The organism is Aurantiacibacter sp. MUD11 (genome assembly GCF_026967575.1).
Taxonomy (GTDB): domain Bacteria; phylum Pseudomonadota; class Alphaproteobacteria; order Sphingomonadales; family Sphingomonadaceae; genus Alteraurantiacibacter.
This window is the reverse complement of record NZ_CP114054.1, coordinates 2,584,076-2,600,716: the sequence shown is the minus strand read 5'-3', so window position 1 is coordinate 2,600,716 and position 16,641 is coordinate 2,584,076. Positions and strand designations below refer to the sequence as shown.

The 16,641-nt window shown below is 67.1% G+C and carries 15 protein-coding genes; 7 read left to right on the top strand and 8 right to left on the bottom strand.

What is annotated here, in order from left to right; genetic code table 11:
* Positions 1–16: 16 nt before the first annotated feature.
* The 4 genes from OZN62_RS12865 to OZN62_RS12850 form a co-directional block, all read right to left on the bottom strand.
* Positions 17–580: a DUF3617 domain-containing protein gene (locus OZN62_RS12865; protein WP_269100270.1), complete on the bottom strand. Its 564-nt coding sequence runs from the start codon at positions 578–580 to the stop codon at positions 17–19.
* 18 nt (positions 581–598) lie between these two features.
* A complete protein-coding gene (locus OZN62_RS12860; protein WP_269100268.1) occupies positions 599–1,132 on the bottom strand; it encodes a DUF3617 domain-containing protein in 534 nt (177 codons plus the stop codon).
* Positions 1,133–1,288: 156 nt separating this feature from the next.
* On the bottom strand, positions 1,289–1,834 hold the full coding sequence (locus OZN62_RS12855) for a DUF3617 domain-containing protein (RefSeq protein WP_269100267.1): 546 nt from the start codon (positions 1,832–1,834) through the stop codon (positions 1,289–1,291).
* Between the two features lie 116 nt (positions 1,835–1,950).
* Positions 1,951–2,451, bottom strand: coding sequence for a DUF3617 family protein (locus OZN62_RS12850; protein ID WP_269100266.1), 501 nt, complete (start codon positions 2,449–2,451; stop codon positions 1,951–1,953).
* Between the two features lie 101 nt (positions 2,452–2,552).
* Between OZN62_RS12850 and uvrB the strand changes: the two genes are divergently transcribed.
* The 3 genes from uvrB to OZN62_RS12835 all read left to right on the top strand — a co-directional run bounded on the left by uvrB (position 2,553) and on the right by OZN62_RS12835 (position 7,005).
* Positions 2,553–4,739: an excinuclease ABC subunit UvrB gene (gene uvrB, locus OZN62_RS12845; RefSeq protein ID WP_269100265.1), complete on the top strand. Its 2,187-nt coding sequence runs from the start codon at positions 2,553–2,555 to the stop codon at positions 4,737–4,739.
* A 73-nt stretch (positions 4,740–4,812) separates the two neighbouring features.
* Positions 4,813–6,324, top strand: a complete 1,512-nt coding sequence (locus OZN62_RS12840; protein ID WP_269100263.1) for a S10 family peptidase — start codon at positions 4,813–4,815, stop codon at positions 6,322–6,324.
* A gap of 105 nt (positions 6,325–6,429) precedes the next feature.
* The gene (locus OZN62_RS12835; RefSeq protein ID WP_269100262.1) at positions 6,430–7,005 is read left to right on the top strand and encodes a hypothetical protein; all 576 of its coding nucleotides are present in this window, start codon (positions 6,430–6,432) and stop codon (positions 7,003–7,005) included.
* Here the strand turns inward: OZN62_RS12835 and OZN62_RS12830 are convergent.
* Complete coding sequence (locus OZN62_RS12830) at positions 7,002–9,020, bottom strand: protein-disulfide reductase DsbD family protein (RefSeq protein ID WP_269100261.1); 2,019 nt, start codon at positions 9,018–9,020, stop codon at positions 7,002–7,004. The two genes, OZN62_RS12835 and OZN62_RS12830, sit on opposite strands and share 4 nt — an antisense overlap.
* A gap of 27 nt (positions 9,021–9,047) precedes the next feature.
* Here OZN62_RS12830 and OZN62_RS12825 point away from each other — a divergent pair, with 27 nt between their 5' ends.
* Entirely contained in the window at positions 9,048–10,262 is a 1,215-nt protein-coding gene (locus tag OZN62_RS12825; protein WP_269100260.1) for an FAD-dependent monooxygenase, read from the top strand.
* An 8-nt stretch (positions 10,263–10,270) separates the two neighbouring features.
* Here the strand turns inward: OZN62_RS12825 and OZN62_RS12820 are convergent, their stop codons facing one another.
* From OZN62_RS12820 to hemC, 3 genes are read right to left on the bottom strand one after another with little or no spacing between them, the layout of a single operon-like run.
* Positions 10,271–11,233 carry a hypothetical protein gene (locus OZN62_RS12820; RefSeq protein WP_269100259.1) on the bottom strand — a complete coding sequence of 321 codons (963 nt, stop codon included), beginning with the start codon at positions 11,231–11,233 and terminating at the stop codon, positions 10,271–10,273.
* 60 nt (positions 11,234–11,293) lie between these two features.
* Positions 11,294–11,965: a uroporphyrinogen-III synthase gene (locus OZN62_RS12815; protein WP_269100258.1), complete on the bottom strand. Its 672-nt coding sequence runs from the start codon at positions 11,963–11,965 to the stop codon at positions 11,294–11,296.
* Positions 11,962–12,891 (bottom strand): hydroxymethylbilane synthase, encoded by a 930-nt coding sequence (gene hemC / locus OZN62_RS12810; RefSeq protein ID WP_269100257.1) that lies wholly within the window; start codon positions 12,889–12,891, stop codon positions 11,962–11,964. Before hemC ends, OZN62_RS12815 begins: the two co-directional genes overlap by 4 nt.
* 44 nt (positions 12,892–12,935) lie before the next feature.
* On the opposite strand from hemC, the gene tsaD reads away from it, so the two are divergent.
* Genes tsaD through OZN62_RS12795 form a run of 3 tightly spaced genes read left to right on the top strand, consistent with a single transcriptional unit; the run spans position 12,936 to position 16,482 of the window.
* On the top strand, positions 12,936–13,973 hold the full coding sequence (gene tsaD, locus OZN62_RS12805; RefSeq protein WP_269100256.1) for a tRNA (adenosine(37)-N6)-threonylcarbamoyltransferase complex transferase subunit TsaD: 1,038 nt from the start codon (positions 12,936–12,938) through the stop codon (positions 13,971–13,973).
* A complete protein-coding gene (locus tag OZN62_RS12800; RefSeq protein ID WP_269100255.1) occupies positions 13,970–14,965 on the top strand; it encodes an NAD(P)H-dependent glycerol-3-phosphate dehydrogenase in 996 nt (331 codons plus the stop codon). Before tsaD ends, OZN62_RS12800 begins: the two co-directional genes overlap by 4 nt.
* A gap of 47 nt (positions 14,966–15,012) precedes the next feature.
* The gene (locus OZN62_RS12795) at positions 15,013–16,482 is read left to right on the top strand and encodes a lipopolysaccharide biosynthesis protein (RefSeq protein ID WP_269102185.1); all 1,470 of its coding nucleotides are present in this window, start codon (positions 15,013–15,015) and stop codon (positions 16,480–16,482) included.
* Positions 16,483–16,641: the final 159 nt, after the last annotated feature.

The following is a 16,641-nucleotide window of genomic DNA, read 5'->3' as shown; positions in this document are numbered from 1 at the left end:
TCACTGCAAGAACGGGCTAGTCGGGCAGGGTTTCCGTTTCGCCGTCTTCCGTTGGGGCCGGACAATCGCCAAGACGCCGGGATTCCACCATCAGGACGAACCGCTGCATCCCGCCGGGAATGCCGGGGCCTTGCTGGACCACCCTGCTCTGCAGCCGCGAATCCTGCGCGGAGACTTTGCCGCGCATGACGATTTCGGAAATCGTCCCGTCCGCGATCTCGCAGGTCATTTCCGCGTGGAGCGATGTCTCGCTGGTGTCGAAACGCGTCGAGCTGCAGGACCCTTCCTGCATGGCCTGGACCAGCGACAGGAAACCGTCCTCGCCGGCGGCAAGGCAACCCTCCACCACCTGCGGCTGCAGCCCGCCAAGACGTTGCTGCATGCGCGTCGCCTCCTGCGGACTGGCGCCCGGCAGGGCGAATTCGGTCATGGTGCTGGTGGTGCGATAAAGCCCCGGTTGCGGCGCAATCAGCACCTCGGCGCGAGCCAGGATCTCCTCTTCGGAAACGAAGTCCGGCTCACCCGCGCAAGCGGATAGCGACACGATGCTCAGGATACTGGCCAGGGGTAAAAGTCTCACCCCGGCAGGATAGCGAGCCTAGCTGCAATCGCCAGTGCGTTCCGAAATTACCCGCATCCGGATCGTGGCATCGCCCACGCCGGGGATCGGCTGGTTGAAGGCCATCTCCATGTCGGAGCCGGTTTCGGTGGCCGTGCCGGTCATCAGGATGCGACCTTGCGGACCGTCGGCGGCGTCGCAGGTCATCGCCAGGTTGAAATCGTTGCCATCGGCGGTGAGGCGACTGACCGTGCAGGTATTGTCGGTCATTTCCGAAATCCACGCCTCGCGGGTCATTTCCTCGGTGACGCAATAGCTGGCGTCGCTGGCGGCGCCTTCTGCGAATTCTTCCTGCAACGCGCTCATGTCGATGCTGGTGGCACCGGGCATCTCGAACGAGATCAGCTCCAAGGTGGTGCCGTACTGACCGGGCTGCGGCATCACGCCGTTATCCTCGATCTCGGCCAGCACCTCGTCCATCGACAGGGCCTCTTCCGACGCTTCCTCGGCGGAATTGTCGCAGGCGACCAGGGCAAGGCCGGCAAGCAGCGGCAGGGCGTGAATAAGGCGCATCGGAATTTCCCCGTAAGCAAGCGGCAGGCAATGCCCGCCGGGTTCGCTGTGAAGGAATACCTATGCCACCGCCACCTGCAATTCGCAGAGTGCAAAAAGCCGGGCGCTGTCCCATTTCGGGCCAGCCTAAGTTGTTGATTTGACGCGCGAGCCTACTCAACCAGCGCAGTCGCCGATGCGTTCGGTCTGATTGCGCAGCACCATCCGCATGGAATCGCCTTCTTCGGCATTGGCCATGTCCATCGTCACGGTCATGTCCTGCGAGGTTTCGCTGATGTTGCCGCCGAATTCCATGGTGCCGGTGCTTCCCGCCCCATCGTCGCACTGCATGGTCGCCGCCAGCGTGTTGCCGTTGACACTGAATTCGGAGAACTCGCACTCGTCGGTGCCTTCGGAGAGGTTCTCGAGGAATTCGCGATAGCCTTCGTCGGCTTCTTCCTGCGTCATGCAGAAAGTGCGTTCCTGCGTCGCGGCCATTTCCATGATCCCGCGGATCATCTGGATTTCCTCGTCTGAGGCGCCGGGAACCGCCAACTCCACCAGTTCGCCGGTCATCCGGTATTCGCCCGCCAGCGGCTTGGGCAGGTCGGCCGTCGCCGCGGCAATCTGTTCGGGATCGGACGGATCTTCCACCGCGCCGGAATCGCCGCAGGCGACAAGGGCAAGGCCGGCAACCAGCGGCAAGGTATGGATAAGGCGCATTGGAAATTCCCCCCGAGAACATAAGCGCGGCACAACGCCGCTGGGTTCAAGGGCTTACGATAACGAGCAGCGTGATGCCTGCCAATGCGCTTGCGGCGAAACGCATTGGCATTGCCTCAGCAATCGCCGGTGCGGTTGCCTTCCTGCACGGCGATGATCTTGAGGTAATGGGTGCCCTCGCCGGGGATTTCGGCAGAGCCTTCCATGGACACGACCATGCGGAAATTGTCCTCCCGCTGCACGACCGAGGCGTCGAACCGCGGGTTGAACGTCTCCATCCCGCCGACATTGCGGCACTGGCCGGTGGTGGTCACCCGCGCGCCGTTCACCTCGTAGGTCTCGAATTCGCAAGCCCCGCCCGCGCGCCAGTCGAGCACGTCCTGCTGCCCCTGGCGGTCGCTGAACACCGGTTCTCCGCACCGTGCCTCGCTGGCGTTGAGCCGGGCGATTTCGGGCGGCAGCATTTCCGGCCGCACGATCGTGCCGTCGATCGTCAGGCTGTCGAGCTGCGTGGCCATCTCCCAGTTCCCGCGCAGGGGAATGTTGTCGGGATCGTCCTCGGCACAGGCCGCCAGCATCGGCAGCGCGGCAAGCAGCATTGCAGCAGGGCGAGGCATGGCCTCCTCCTTCGATAGCGAAGCCGCTGAGATATCGGGGAAATGTAAATATCGGGCAAAGCGCGTTGCCAAGGCGTTCCGCCTCTCCCATATCACCCGCCATGGCAGAGCTCGTCATTCGCCGCGGACTGGAAGAGCCGGACACCTCCGGCGAGTTCACCCCGCACAAGCCCGCGCGGCCGGAAAAGGCGAAGGACCAGAAGCCGTTCAAGCTGGTTTCCGATTACGAGCCGAGCGGCGACCAGCCGACTGCCATCGCCGAACTGGTGGAAGGCGCGCAGCAGGGCGAGCAGACGCAGGTGCTGCTGGGCGTGACCGGCAGCGGCAAGACCTTCACCATGGCCAAGGTGGTGGAGCAGTTGCAGCGCCCTGCCCTTGTCCTCGCCCCGAACAAGATCCTGGCAGCCCAGCTGTATGGCGAGTTTAAGAGCTTCTTCCCGGAAAACGCGGTCGAGTACTTCGTTAGCTACTACGACTACTACCAGCCCGAGGCCTATGTGCCCCGGTCCGACACCTACATCGAGAAGGAAAGCTCGGTGAACGAGGCAATCGACCGGATGCGCCACTCGGCCACCCGCGCCCTGCTGGAGCGCGACGACGTGCTGATCGTCGCCTCGGTCTCGTGCCTCTACGGCATCGGCTCGGTCGAGACCTATTCGGCCATGGTCTTCGACATCAAGGCAGGCGACACGGTCGACCAGCGCGAGCTGATCCGCAAGCTCGTCGCCCTGCAATACAAGCGCAACGACACCGCCTTCGCGCGCGGCTGCTTCCGCGTGCGCGGCGACAACCTGGAGCTGTTCCCCAGCCACCTGGAGGACACCGCCTGGCGCATCAGCTTCTTCGGCGACGAGATCGAGGAAATCGCCGAGTTCGACCCGCTGACGGGCAAGAAGGGGCAGAACCTCGACAAGGTGCGCGTCTATGCGAATTCGCACTACGTCACCCCCGGCCCGACGATGAAGCAGGCGACCGAGGCCATCAAGTTCGAGCTGCAGGAACGGCTGAAGGAACTGCACGAGGAAGGCCGCCTGCTGGAAGCCCAGCGGCTGGAGCAGCGCACCAATTTCGACCTCGAGATGATCGCCGCCACCGGCAGCTGCAACGGCATCGAGAACTACAGCCGGTTCCTGACCGGGCGCCTGCCCGGCGAGCCGCCGCCGACGCTGTTCGAATACCTGCCGGAAAACGCGCTGCTGTTCGTCGACGAAAGCCACCAGACAGTGCCGCAGATCGGCGCGATGGCGCGCGGTGACCACCGTCGCAAGCTGACGCTGGCAGAATACGGTTTCCGCCTGCCGTCATGCATCGACAACCGCCCGCTGCGCTTCAACGAGTGGGACGCCATGCGCCCGCAGACCTTCGCCGTGTCCGCCACGCCCGGCCCGTGGGAAATGGAGCAGACCGGCGGCGTGTTCGCCGAGCAGGTGATCCGTCCTACCGGCCTGATCGATCCGCCGGTCGACGTGCGCCCGGTGGAAGACCAGGTGCAGGATTGCATCGCCGAGGCCAAGGCCGTGGCCGCCAAGGGCTATCGCACGCTCGTCACCACCCTCACCAAGCGCATGGCCGAGGACCTGACCGAGTTCATGCACGAGCAGGGCGTGAAGGTGCGCTACATGCACTCCGACGTGGAGACGCTGGAACGTATCGAATTGATCCGCGACCTGCGGCTGGGCGTCTATGACGTGCTGGTGGGCATCAACCTGCTGCGCGAAGGCCTGGACATTCCCGAATGCGGGCTGGTGGCGATCCTCGATGCCGACAAGGAAGGCTTCCTGCGGTCGGAAACCTCGCTGATCCAGACCATCGGCCGCGCCGCGCGCAACGTCGATGGCCGCGTCATCCTCTATGCCGATCGCATCACCGGTTCCATGGAACGCGCCATGGCGGAGACCGAGCGGCGCCGCGAGAAGCAGCGCGCCTACAACGAGGAACACGGCATCACGCCGCAGACGATCAAGCGCGCCATCGCCGATATCGTCGCCCACACCGCCGCGCAGGACGGCGTCACCGTCGACACCGGCGACGACGAGGTGAACAACCTCGTCGGCCACAACCTGCGCTCCTACATCGAGGACCTGGAAAAGCGCATGCGCGCCGCCGCCGCTGACCTGGAGTTCGAGGAAGCCGGGCGCCTGCGCGACGAGATCCGCCGCCTCGAAAACGACGAGCTCGGACTGGGCGATGGCGAGAAGAAGGCCCCTCTCGTCGGCCGCAGCAACGAGGGCAAGCCGGGCACCCGCAAGCTGCGTTACGGCAAGACGCAGCGGAAGATGGGCCGCTAGCACCGCGCCAGCGCTTGACCCTGCCCTTGCGGCACCCTTAGTTGCCCGCGCAACATTCAGGGAAACCCAGTTCATGACCAAGACCCGTCCGCTCGCCCTGCTGGCAGCCACCGCGCTGTGCGCGCTCGCCACCCCCGCGGGGCTGGCCCAGGATCGCACGGCCGACGGCGAGACCCACGAGGTCGCCGCGCCCGAGTTGCAGGTGCGGACGGCGGACATGACGGGCACCTTCGGCGGCCAGCGGATCGACTATCGCGTGACGATGCAGGAGAACCTGCTGTCCGCCGACGATGGCACGCCCGAGGCGGTGGTGGTCACCACTTCCTATGTCCGCACCCCGCGCGACACCTCGCGTCCGGTGTTCTTCCTGTTCAACGGCGGTCCCGGCTCGGGTTCGGTGTGGTTGCAGATGGGGGCTTTCGGCCCGGTGCGGGTCGCCATCCCGTCCGACGCGCAGGACGACGGCGGACCGCCCTACCCGCTGCTGCCCAACCCCGACAGCCTGCTCGATGTCGCCGACCTCGTCTTCATCGACCCGCCGGGCACCGGCTTCAGCTACCTGCTCGAAGACACCGATCCGGCGCGGTATTACGGCCTGACGCAGGATGCCGAGGCGGTGGCGGAAGTTATCCGGCGCTGGATCAACGAAAACGGGCGCTGGAACAGCCCGAAGTTCCTCGGCGGCGAGAGCTACGGCACCACCCGCACCGCGACCGTGGTCAACCAGCTGGAAGGCTCGACCTACAACGACGTCGGGCTCAACGGCCTGATCCTGATTTCGACCATCCTCGACTTCGCCGCGCGCGAGCCGACGTCGGGCAACGAAATGGCCTATGTCGTCACCCTGCCCAACATGGCCACTGCCGCCTGGTACCACGGCCGGGTGCAGGCTCCCTCTGCTGAGGCCATCGCCGAGGAGGCCCGCCAGTTCGCCATCGGCCCCTACATCACCGCCTTGCTGCAAGGCACGGACCTCCCGGCGGAGGAACGCGCCGCCGTCCGTGCCGAGCTTTCGCGGCTGACCGGACTGTCGGAGCGCTACCTCGAACAGGCGGACCTGCGCGTCACGTCCCAGCGCTTCTACAAGGAGCTGCTGCGCGACCAGGGGCTGACCATCGGTCGGCTGGACGCGCGCTATACCGGTACCGACTTCGACGATGCCGGCGAAACACCGGATAACGATCCCAGCTTCTACGGCATCGACGCGGGCTATACCGCCGCGATCAATGCCTGGACGCGCGAGACCCTGGGCTTCGAGACCACCCGTGAATACCAGTCGATCGGCAGTATCGGTGGACTGTGGGACTGGACGCTCAGCGGATTCGGTCGCAACGCCTATCTCAACGTGGCGCCCTACATCGGGCAGGCCATGCGGCAGAACTCTGACCTGCGCACCTTCGTGGCGCAGGGCTACTACGATTTCGCCACGCCGTTCTTCGGAGCCGAATTGTCGCTCAATCGTACCGGCATCCCGCAGGACCGGGTGGAGTTCCACTACTACGATGCGGGCCACATGATGTACGTGCGCGACGAGGACCGACACAAACTGTCAGAGGATATTCGCGCCTTCATCCGGGCACGCTGATCCACCCGGCAGTCCAGCTATCGGGCAGCACCGCAGAGGGTAATTCGGGACAAATCGCCGATACCGCTTGATTTCCGAAGCTCCTCGCGCGCATCGCTGCGGACGATGCGATACCTGCCCGCCATCCTCCTGCTCTCGCTCGCCGCCTGCGACCGCCAACCGGCCGTGCCGCAGGAAGGCGTGCAGCGGGTTGCGCTGGACGAGGCCGCGCGCGAGACCATGGCGGAGCCGTCGCCCGACACCAGCGGCGCGCGCTGGAGCGTGGCCGGGGACGGCCAGGCCATCGCCTTCGGCTATGTCGAGGAAGAGCCCTTCCTCACCCTCGCCTGCGAGGTGGAGGCCGATCCGCCCGAAATGGTGATCATCCGTCATGCCACCGCCCTGCCGGGGCAAGGCGCGCTGTTCCCGGTGCTGGGCAACGGCATGAGCAGCCGTTTCCTCGTCGACGCGACGCTGGGAGAAGGCGGCTGGCACTGGGAAGCGCGGCTGCCCGCCGAAGACCCGCAGCTGGAAGTATTCGAGGGCACGCGCGACCTGATCGCCACCCTGCCGGGACGCGGCACGCTGGAGATCGGCGGCAGCCGGATACCGGGCGAATTCGTCGAATGGTGCCGCGCGGGCGGCATGCCGGAGCCGGTACAGGCACCGACCCCCGAAACCGAAGAAACAACCGAAGACTAGTCCGCGCCGGAGGCCAGTTCGGCCAGCATGTCGGGCGTGAGCACCTGCGGCAGCTGTTCACCCGCTCCGCCAGCCGGATACCAGACATACAGCGGCACGCCCGCGACCTGCCATTCTTCCAGGTAACGCGTGATTTCCGGATCGCGCTGGGTCCAGTCGCCGCGCATGGCCACCACGCCCGCTTCCTCGAAGGCTTCGCGTGTCGCCTCGCGTTCGATGGCGACCTGTTCGTTGACCTTGCAGGTGAGACACCAATCGGCGGTGAACCACAGGAACACCGGCTGCCCCGAAGCGCGCGCCTCGGCCAGAGCGGTCTCCGAATAGGCCACCGGATCGAGCAGGCTTTCCGCGCTGGCGACCTGCTCTTCCACGCGGAACGGCAGGCTGACGGTGAAGTAGAGCGCGGCAAGCGTGGCGATCCCCGTCATCACCAGCCTGCGCTGCCGCCACGAGATCAGCACCACCACGATCAGGACGCCGACCGCTGCCGCGCCGAAGGCGAAGTGCGCGCCACCAAGGCGCCATGCCAGCCAGGCCAGCGCCAGCGCGGTCAGGCCCATGGGCACGGCCAGCACCTTGCGGAAGGTCTCCATCCATGCGCCGGGCTTGGGCAGCATCCGGCGCAAGGCAGGCACGAAGCCCAGCAGCAGGAACGGCAAGGCGAGGCCGAAGCCGAGGGCAGCGAACAGCAGCAGCGCCTGTGCAGCAGGCAGCAGCAGCGCGGCCCCCAGCGCAGCGGCCATGAACGGGCCGGTGCAGGGCGTCGCGACCACGGCGGCGAGCAGGCCGGTGGCAAAGGCTCCGCCCTCTCCGCGGGTGCGGATCGGCAGGCTGGGAATCTCGAACAGGCCGGCAAAGTTGGCGGTGATCAGCAGGGCCAGCACCAGCAATGCAGCAACCACCAGCGGCTCCTGCAGCTGGAAGGCCCAGCCGATCTGCGCGCCGCCCGCGCGCAACACCAGTAGCAAGGCGCCCAGCGCAAGGCAGGCGAGCACGACGCCGGCGGTGTAGGCCACCCCCTCCACCTTCGCCTGCCGCTCCTCGCCGCCCGCACGGGCCAGCGTCAGCGCCTTCAGGCTGAGGATGGGGAAGACGCAGGGCATCAGGTTGAGCAGCAGGCCGCCAAGCAAGGCGCCGCCCAGCAGCAGGTAGAGCGGCGTATCGACCGCGCGCCCGCCAAGGCGTGCGCCCCCTGTCGGCACCTCTCCGGGCGCGGCGGTGAAGCGGATGCCCTCACCCTCGTCGCCGAAAGCCAGAATGCCCGCCAGCATGTCCGGCTCCGCACGCAGGCCACCGCGCGCGATTTCCGCCACCAGCAGGTCGCCATCGCGATAGAAGGCCTGCACCGCACCGTAATCGATCACGTCCTTCTGCTCGATGTAGACATGCGGATCGGGCAAGCCGACAGCAGCGGGCAGCGGCACGGCGAGGCGCAGGTGCTGGTCAGTCACGGCCAGTCGCGCCTGCTGGTCGATCAGCGGCGGAATGGCAGCGCGGTGTGCGTCAAACTGGTTGCGCAGTTCGGCTGTTTCCTGCGGGAAACGCAGCGTCAGCGTCGCGCGTTCTGGAACGCAGAGCCGGTCCGAACAGGCGAGCCACTGCGCCTCGACCGTGATCGGCGCGATGTTCGCCACGGCGGTATCGGCGGGCACCTCCAAGGGCACCAGCACCGCGTAGGGATCCTTGTAGACGTGATTGATCAGGCCGATCAGTTCCAGCCGCTCGGGCACCGGGTATTGCGGCTCTCCGGCCTGCCAGCCTGCGGGCAGGTTCCAGTCGAGCACCATCCCTTCGCCCGCATCGCCGGGATTGGCCCAGTAGCCGTGCCAACCCTCGTCCGGACGGAAACGCAGGGCGACCGTCAGCGTCTCGCCCGGAAGCGGCGCGTGTTCGGCCACCAAGTCCGCCGCGATGCGGTTCGGCTGCTGCGCCGCAACCGGTGCGACCAGAAGGGCACCGAAGAGCGCCAGAAGCGTGGCGACATACCGGAAAAGGGACAGGGTGCTTGCCTGCATATCGCGGGACAACTAGTGACCGATCATATGGCGGACAAGCGCGATCTCCTCATTCTTGGCGGCGGCCTGGTTGGCATGACGCTGGCACTGGCCGCGGCGAAGAAGGGCATTTCCAGCCACGTCGTCGACCGCGCCGATCCGGCGGAGCTGACCGCCGAAGGCTTTGACGGACGTGCCTCGGCCATCTCCACCGCCAGCTGGAACCTGTTCAAGAACATCGGCCTGGCTGACGCGCTAGAGCCGCACGGCTGCCGGATCGAATCCATTGCCGTCACCGACGGGATGAAGCCCGGTCGCATCGATTTCACGCCCGAGCCGCACGAAGGCACGCTGGGGCGCATGTTCCCCAACCGCACGCTGCGCCTCGCGCTGTTCGAAGCCGCGAAGGACGAACCGCTGATAGCCTGGCACGCCAAGGCCAACGTGGTCGAGCGGCAACGCGGCGAACATGGCGTCTCCGCCACGCTGGGCGACGGCACGGTGCTGGAAGCCAGCCTGCTGGTCGGCGCCGAAGGCCGCGGCTCGCCTACGCGCGAGGAAGCCGGTTTCACCATGGCGCACTGGGACTATCGCCACCGCGCCATCATCGTGGGCCTGACGCACGAGAAGCCGCATGACGGCGTCGCCTGGGAAATCTTCTACCCGGATGGCCCCTTCGCCCTGCTGCCCTTGCTCGACGACGAGCAGGGTCGCCACCGTTCCGCCCTGGTGTGGACGGTGGACGAGAAGGATGCCGCGGGCGTGCTGGCACTGAGCGACCGCGCCTTCCAGCGCGAAGTCGAAAAGCGCATGCACGGCATTTTCGGCGCCATCGAAATGCAGGGCGGGCGATCGAGCTACCCGCTGGGTTTCCAGCACACCGCCAAGATCATCGACCACCGCCTGGCGCTGGTCGGGGACGCCGCCCACGGCATGCACCCGATTGCCGGCCAGGGCCTGAACCTTGGCCTGCGCGATGTCGGCGCGCTGGTGGAAGTGCTGGTGGAGGGCATGCGGCTGGGCCTCGAACCCGGCGATGCGCAGATGCTGGCCCGATACGAGAAGTGGCGCGCGCTCGACTCGCTGATGGTAATGGGCGCGACCGATACGCTCACCCGCCTGTTCGGAATTCCCGGCAAGCTGGCCAGCGCGGTGCGCCGGTTCGGCATGGGCGGCGTGCAGCGCATGCCCGCGCTGAAGCGCTTCTTCATGGACGAAGCCCGCGGGATGAGCGGCGAGCTGCCCGAACTGCTGAAGGGCTAGGCTTCCGCCTAGTCGACCGCTTCGCTGTCGCGCACGGCCGGGCTGGCCTGTTGCACCGGCTCTCCCTCCGCATCGCGCAGGCCGCGCGGATCAAGTACGGCGGCCGTTTCCAGCGTTTCCAGCGCCCGCTGCGCGGCGGCGAAACGCTCGGCATCGGCAATCCATTCTTCCGCCTCCGCCGCGTTGGGCAGGTTGCGGATTTCCGACACCGCCGCCTCGATGCGTCCGCTTTCCAGGAACAGGCGCGCCCGCTCCAGCCGCCGTTCGGCGACCGGCGACGGCGTATCCTCGCGCCGGACGATGAAGAGTTCGGACAGTTCGCGACCGATACGCGTGAACACGCCTTCATCGGCGGGCGCATTGTTGAGCATCGGGGCGAGGCCTTCCAGCCGTGCCACCAGCCGGTCCAGCGTGACCGGGTCCTGCGAAGCGTCGATCACGGTCTGCACGGCGTTGGGGCGTGACTCCCCGAAGCGCAGCCGCAACTGGTCCGCCAGGTAGCCGAGCGGCGCGCCGCGTTCGATGGCGCGGCGGGCGGCGAAGGCAATCAGCAGACCCTCTGCCCGCGCGGCATTGCCCGCGGCGGCCTGCGACTGGATGTCGAGCCGGGTCAGGCGCTGTTCCATCGCGGCAACGCGGCTGTCGAGACCGCCGGCTTGGACCACGACCTGCTCGGCGCGCTCCACGACTTCGAGCGCTTCGGACGCGGCGCTTTCCGACGCGCTGGGACTGGGGACTGGCGTGGCGATGCTTTCGGAAGCGAGCGCCGCAGGCTGCTCCGTCGCCTGCTCGGCAGCATCATCGCTGCGCACATTGAACAGGCTGCCAAGTCCCAGATCGCCGCCGCTGGCGAAGTAGTAAGCGGCTGACGCACCCAAGAGGAAGGCAACGCCCGTTGCGATCAGCACAGGGCGCATCGTCGCCTTGGTCTGCGGACTGCCTCCCGGCCGGTAATCGTATCTCTGGTTCATGACTTCCTTTGACGACCCGTCGCGAGACTTCACGCGGTCCCGCGTATCGGATGAGAATTCCTAATGACACATGTCAGCAGCCAAGGCCAACAGCTCCGCGTCGCTGGGTTGTGGAGCGGATTTGACCTCGGCCCACCCCTGTCCAGCCGCCTTTTCCACGCGCGGGCCGATGCAGACGAGCCGCATCTTGCCACGGTCGAGGCCGAGACGGTCGACCTCGGCAGCGAAATGCTGCGCGGCGGCCGCGCTGTGCAGCAGCACCAGCGGATCGCCCGCCCGCAGACCCACCTGCGCGCTGCCGGTAATCGGCAAGGCGCGCACCTCGTAGACCTCGCGGGTGGTGATCGTGCTGCCCTTGGGGGGCGTCAGCGGCACCTTCTCGACTCCGGCAAGACGGAGGAAGCGGGTCGGCTGCTGCACCGTGTCGAGCACCTTTTGCAGCCCACCCTCGCCCGTCTGCGCGACTTGGAAGCCAGCCTCGCGCGCGGCGTCGGCGGTCGCCTCGCCCACGGCGTGGACGGGCAGCGACTGGTACTGCGCCAGCTTGTCGCCGCCATAGCGCAGGGCATTGGCGCTCCCCAGCAGCAGCGCGTCGAACTGCTCCGCATCGGGCGCGTCCCAGTTGCGCGGCATCACCTCGAACAGCGGCAGACCGACCGCCGGAAGGCCCCGTTCGCGGGCCGCCTGCAAGGTGGATTGCAGGCCGGGTTCGGGGCGGATGACGAAGATCATTGCGGACCGTCGAAAACGGCGGCGATCGCTGGCGTGGCGCGGGAGAGCAGGTCTGCCGCCAGCCGGGCCGGCGCCGCCGTATCGGAGACGGCAAAGCTCGCCTCGGCTTCCACCCGGTCCTTGCCATCGGGGCTGAAGATCGCGGTGCGCATGGTGAGGGTCTCGCCCGCATGGTCGCACAGCACCGCCACCGGCGAGTGGCAATTGCCACCCAGCGCCTGCAGCAGGGCGCGCTCGGCCATCACCTCGGCGTGGCTAGGCGCGTGGTTGAGCACGCCCAGCAATTCACGCGCCCGCGCATCGTCGGCGCGGCATTCGATGGCGATGGCGCCCTGCGCGGGTGCGGGCAGCCAGTCGGCAGGATCGAGGGCGACGCCGACATCGTCCTGCCCCAGCCGCGAGAGGCCGGCGGCGGCGAGGAAAGTGACATCCGCCTCGCCCGCGTCGAGCTTGCCGAGCCGCGTCGCGACATTGCCGCGAAAGGTGACGACCTTGCAGTCCGGCCGCTGGTGCAGCGCCTGTGCCGCCCTTCGCGGCGCACTGGTGCCGATCACCGCGCCTTCGGGCAATTCGGCCAGGCTGGCCGCGCCGATCAGCCGGTCGCGCTTGTCGGCACGCGGCAGCACGGCGACGATGTGCAGGCTGTCGGGCCGGATCGTCTCCACGTCCTTCAGCGAATGGACGGCGGCATCGATGCTGCCATCGGCCAGCCACTGGTCCAGTTCCTTGGTCCACAGTGCCTTGCCGCCGATCTCCGCCAGCGGGCGATCCTGCACCTTGTCGCCGCTCGCCACCACGGGCACCAGTTCCACGGCATTGCTGTCCCAGCCATGGGCCGCACACAGCCGCGCGCGGGTCTCTTCAGCCTGCGCCAGCGCCAGCGGCGAACGCCGCGTTCCGAGCTTCAGTAAGGGTTGTTCCGACATGGGTTTGCTTGCCCTAGACATGGGTTCGTCTAATGGGAAGCGCGATGACACTGGTTCTCGGGATCGAAAGCAGCTGCGACGAAACGGCAGCCGCGCTGGTGACAGGTGAGCGCGAAATCCTCGCGCAGGCCATCGCCAGCCAGGAAAAGGAGCACGCGCCCTACGGCGGCGTTGTGCCCGAGATTGCCGCACGCGCCCATGCCGAACGCCTCGCTCCGCTGGTGGAGAAGGTGCTGGCCGAAGGCGGCAAGACGCTGGCCGATTGCGATGCGATTGCCGCCACTGCCGGTCCCGGCCTGATCGGCGGAGTGATGGTCGGCCTCGTCACTGCCAAGGCACTGGCCATGGCCAGCGACACGCCGCTGCTGGCGATCAACCACCTCGAAGGCCATGCGCTCAGCCCGCGACTGGCCGACCCGGACCTCGAATTTCCCTATGCCCTGCTGCTGGTGAGCGGCGGACACTGCCAGATCCTGCGCGTGGATGGCGTGGGCCGGTACCGGCGCCTGGCAACTACCATCGACGATGCGCTGGGCGAAGCGTTCGACAAGACCGCCAAGATCCTCGGCCTCGGCTATCCCGGCGGCCCGGCGGTGGAGCGGCTGGCGAAGGAAGGTGATCCCGCAGTGGTGCCCCTGCCCCGCCCTATGGTCGGCAGCGGGGAGCCGCATTTCAGCTTTGCCGGGTTGAAGAGCGCGGTGCTGCGCGCGCATGACAGCGGCGAATATGCCGACGCCGATATCGCCGCCAGCTTCCAACAGGCCGCGCTCGACTGCATCCTCGACCGGCTGCACATCGCCTTGCGCAGGATGGGCGAGGTCAATGCGCTGGTGGTGGCAGGCGGGGTCGCGGCGAACCAGACCATTCGCGGCGGGCTGGAACACTTGGCGGATGACTTCGGCTTGCGCTTCACCGCCCCGCCCTTGCCGCTGTGCACGGACAATGCGGCGATGATCGCCTGGGCGGGCGTCGAACGGCTGGCGGCAGGATTCCCGGCGGACCCGCTGGACCTGCGGGCGCGGCCGCGCTGGCCGCTCGATCCGGAAGCCGAACCCGCCCGCGGAGCAGGAGTAAAAGCATGAGCCAGTCCTCGATCGGAGTCGTCGGAGCGGGTGCCTGGGGCACGGCCCTGGCGCACATGCTCGCCAGCGACGGGCGCGAGGTGCTGTTGTGGGCGCTGGAGGACGGACTGGCGGAGGCCATCAATTCCACCCACCGAAACGAGCTGTACCTGCCCTCTGCCGAACTGGCGCCGAGCATCCGTGCGACCGGCAACCTGTCTGCCATGCCGGACTGCGACATCCTGCTGCTGGTCACGCCCGCGCAGCACATGGCCAAGGTGATGGAAGCCATGGGCCGTTTCCCGCGCGACCTGGTGCTGTGTTCCAAGGGCATCGAGGCGAGCACCGGCCGGATGATGCACCAGGTGGCGCACGAGGCCGCGCCCGATGCCGATATCGCCGTGCTGTCCGGCCCTACCTTCGCGCATGAAGTCGCCGCCGGGCTCCCGGCTGCCGTCACGCTCGCCTGCGGTGGCGGGAACGAGCAGTGGCGCCGCCTTGCCCCGGCTATCGCGCGGGCGAACTTCCGCCCCTATTACTCCGACGACGTCACCGGCGCGGAGATCGGCGGGGCGGTGAAGAACGTGCTGGCGATAGCCTGCGGCGTAGTCGAGGGCCTGCATCTGGGCCTGAACGCACGGATGGCGCTGATCACCCGCGGGTTTGCCGAAATGCTGCGTTTCGGCATGGCGCTGGGCGGCAAGCCGGAAACGCTGAACGGGCTGTGCGGTCTGGGTGACCTGGTGCTCACCTGTTCGTCGGAAAACAGCCGCAACTTCTCGCTCGGCAAGGCGCTGGGCGAAGGCATGAGTGCGGAGGATGCCCTTTCCGACAAGCGCACCGTCGCCGAAGGCGCGCATACGGCACCGGTGCTGCAACGGCTGGCGGAAGAGCACGGCGTCTCCATGCCCATTACCGAGGCGGTGAACGACCTGCTGGGCGGCAAGCCCGCCAATGACGTGGTGCAGGGCCTGCTGGCCCGCCCGCTGAAGGCCGAGGGGCACCGGGCTTGAGCGAGCAGGCGAAGCCGGCATCCACCGCTGCGGACGGCACGGATGACATGACCACGCTCGTCAAGGGCGGGCGCACCAACACGCTGGGCTTCGTCATCCGCCTGATCGGCGGCATCCCGTTCCTGTTCCTCGGCTATCGCCTCTACGGCGTGGAAGAAATGGGCCGCTTCGCCTCCGCCGTGGTGGTGGTGGAACTGTTCGCGCTGATCTGCGCGCTGGGCGAGAAGCGCGGGCTGGCCCAGCGACTGACACAAGGCGCGGGCGAGGACGACAAGTCGAAGACCAACCTCGTGTTCGACGGCATGCTGGCATCGCTGCTGTTGTCCGCCCTGATGGTCGGACTGCTGGCAGTGTTTCCCTACCTGATCTTCCCCAACGGCATGAGCGGGCGCTGGGACATCCTGATTATCGGTGCCATCCCGGCCTTCGCGCTGACCGAGATCCTGCTGGCAGCGCAAGCCTATCGCTTCGATATCGCCACCACCGTGCGGGCGCGCGCCGTGGTGGAGCCGTGGACGCGGTCCATCGCCGTGGTCGCCTTCTTCTTCATCCCGGCCATGCGCGACGGCGGGGTGGCACTGGCCTATCTCGCCTCGATCTATGCTGCCATGCTGACCGCCGCCTGGTCGTTCCTGCGCACTTACGGGCGGCCACGTGGATGGCGTCCATCGCCGGGCGGCCTGCTGCAACTGATCAGCAAGGCGTTGCCGCTGGCCGGGGCCGACGTGATCGAGCGCGGCACGCGCCTGATCGACGTCTTCCTGCTTGGCCTGTTCACCTCCTCCACGGCGGTGGGCATCTACTACTTCGGCAAGGAAGTGGCGAGCCTGCCGCAGAAGCTGAAGACCAGCTTCGAGCCGATCCTGTCGCCGGTGATCACCAAGAACCTGAAGACCGGCAACATGAAGGCCATCGCCTCGCAGGTGCAGCAGGTGGGCTTCTGGATCATCGCGCTGCAGCTGGGCATCGCCCTGGCGCTGGCAATCCCTGGACAGGCAGTGATGGGCCTGGGCGGGTCGGACATCGTCGGCGGTACCGGCGCCCTCGCCCTGCTGCTGATCGCCGAGGCGGTCGCTTCCATGGCGGTCGTGTCCGAAGGCGTGCTTGTCTACATCGCCAAGAAGCGCAACCTGGCGATCTCGGTCGGGGTCATCGCGCTGCAGGCGGTGATGACCATCGGCATCATCCTGCTGGCGCAGCGCCTGGGCCTCGACGAAGGCTACATGGCGGCCGGCGCGGCCATGGCCCTGCTGCTGGCGCTGGGTACCTCCAGCGTGATTAAGGCGCTGCTGCTGAAATCGCTGCTGAAGGCGCCGGTCGGCAACCTGCGCATCGCGCTGGTCTGGGCCACGGGCGCTGCCGTGCTGGTGGGACAGGTGGCGATCCTGCTGCCCGAATGGCTGGAACTGGTCATCGGCATCCCGGCGATCCTCGTCGCCTACGGCTGGGTCATCTGGACCAAGGGCTTCGGCCCCGAAGACCGCGTGCTGTTCCAGAAGAGCAAGAAGTCCGCCTGACGGCGCGACACGCTACCCCCGCGTAAAACGAACCGAATTTGACGAATGGGACCAATTGGGGCAGAGCTTGCCTTAATTTCGCCATAATTCATCTATGTTTCATGTTATATCATCTCTTTTCGGAGAGTCGGACCGACTCGTCCGACACCAAGGGGAGAG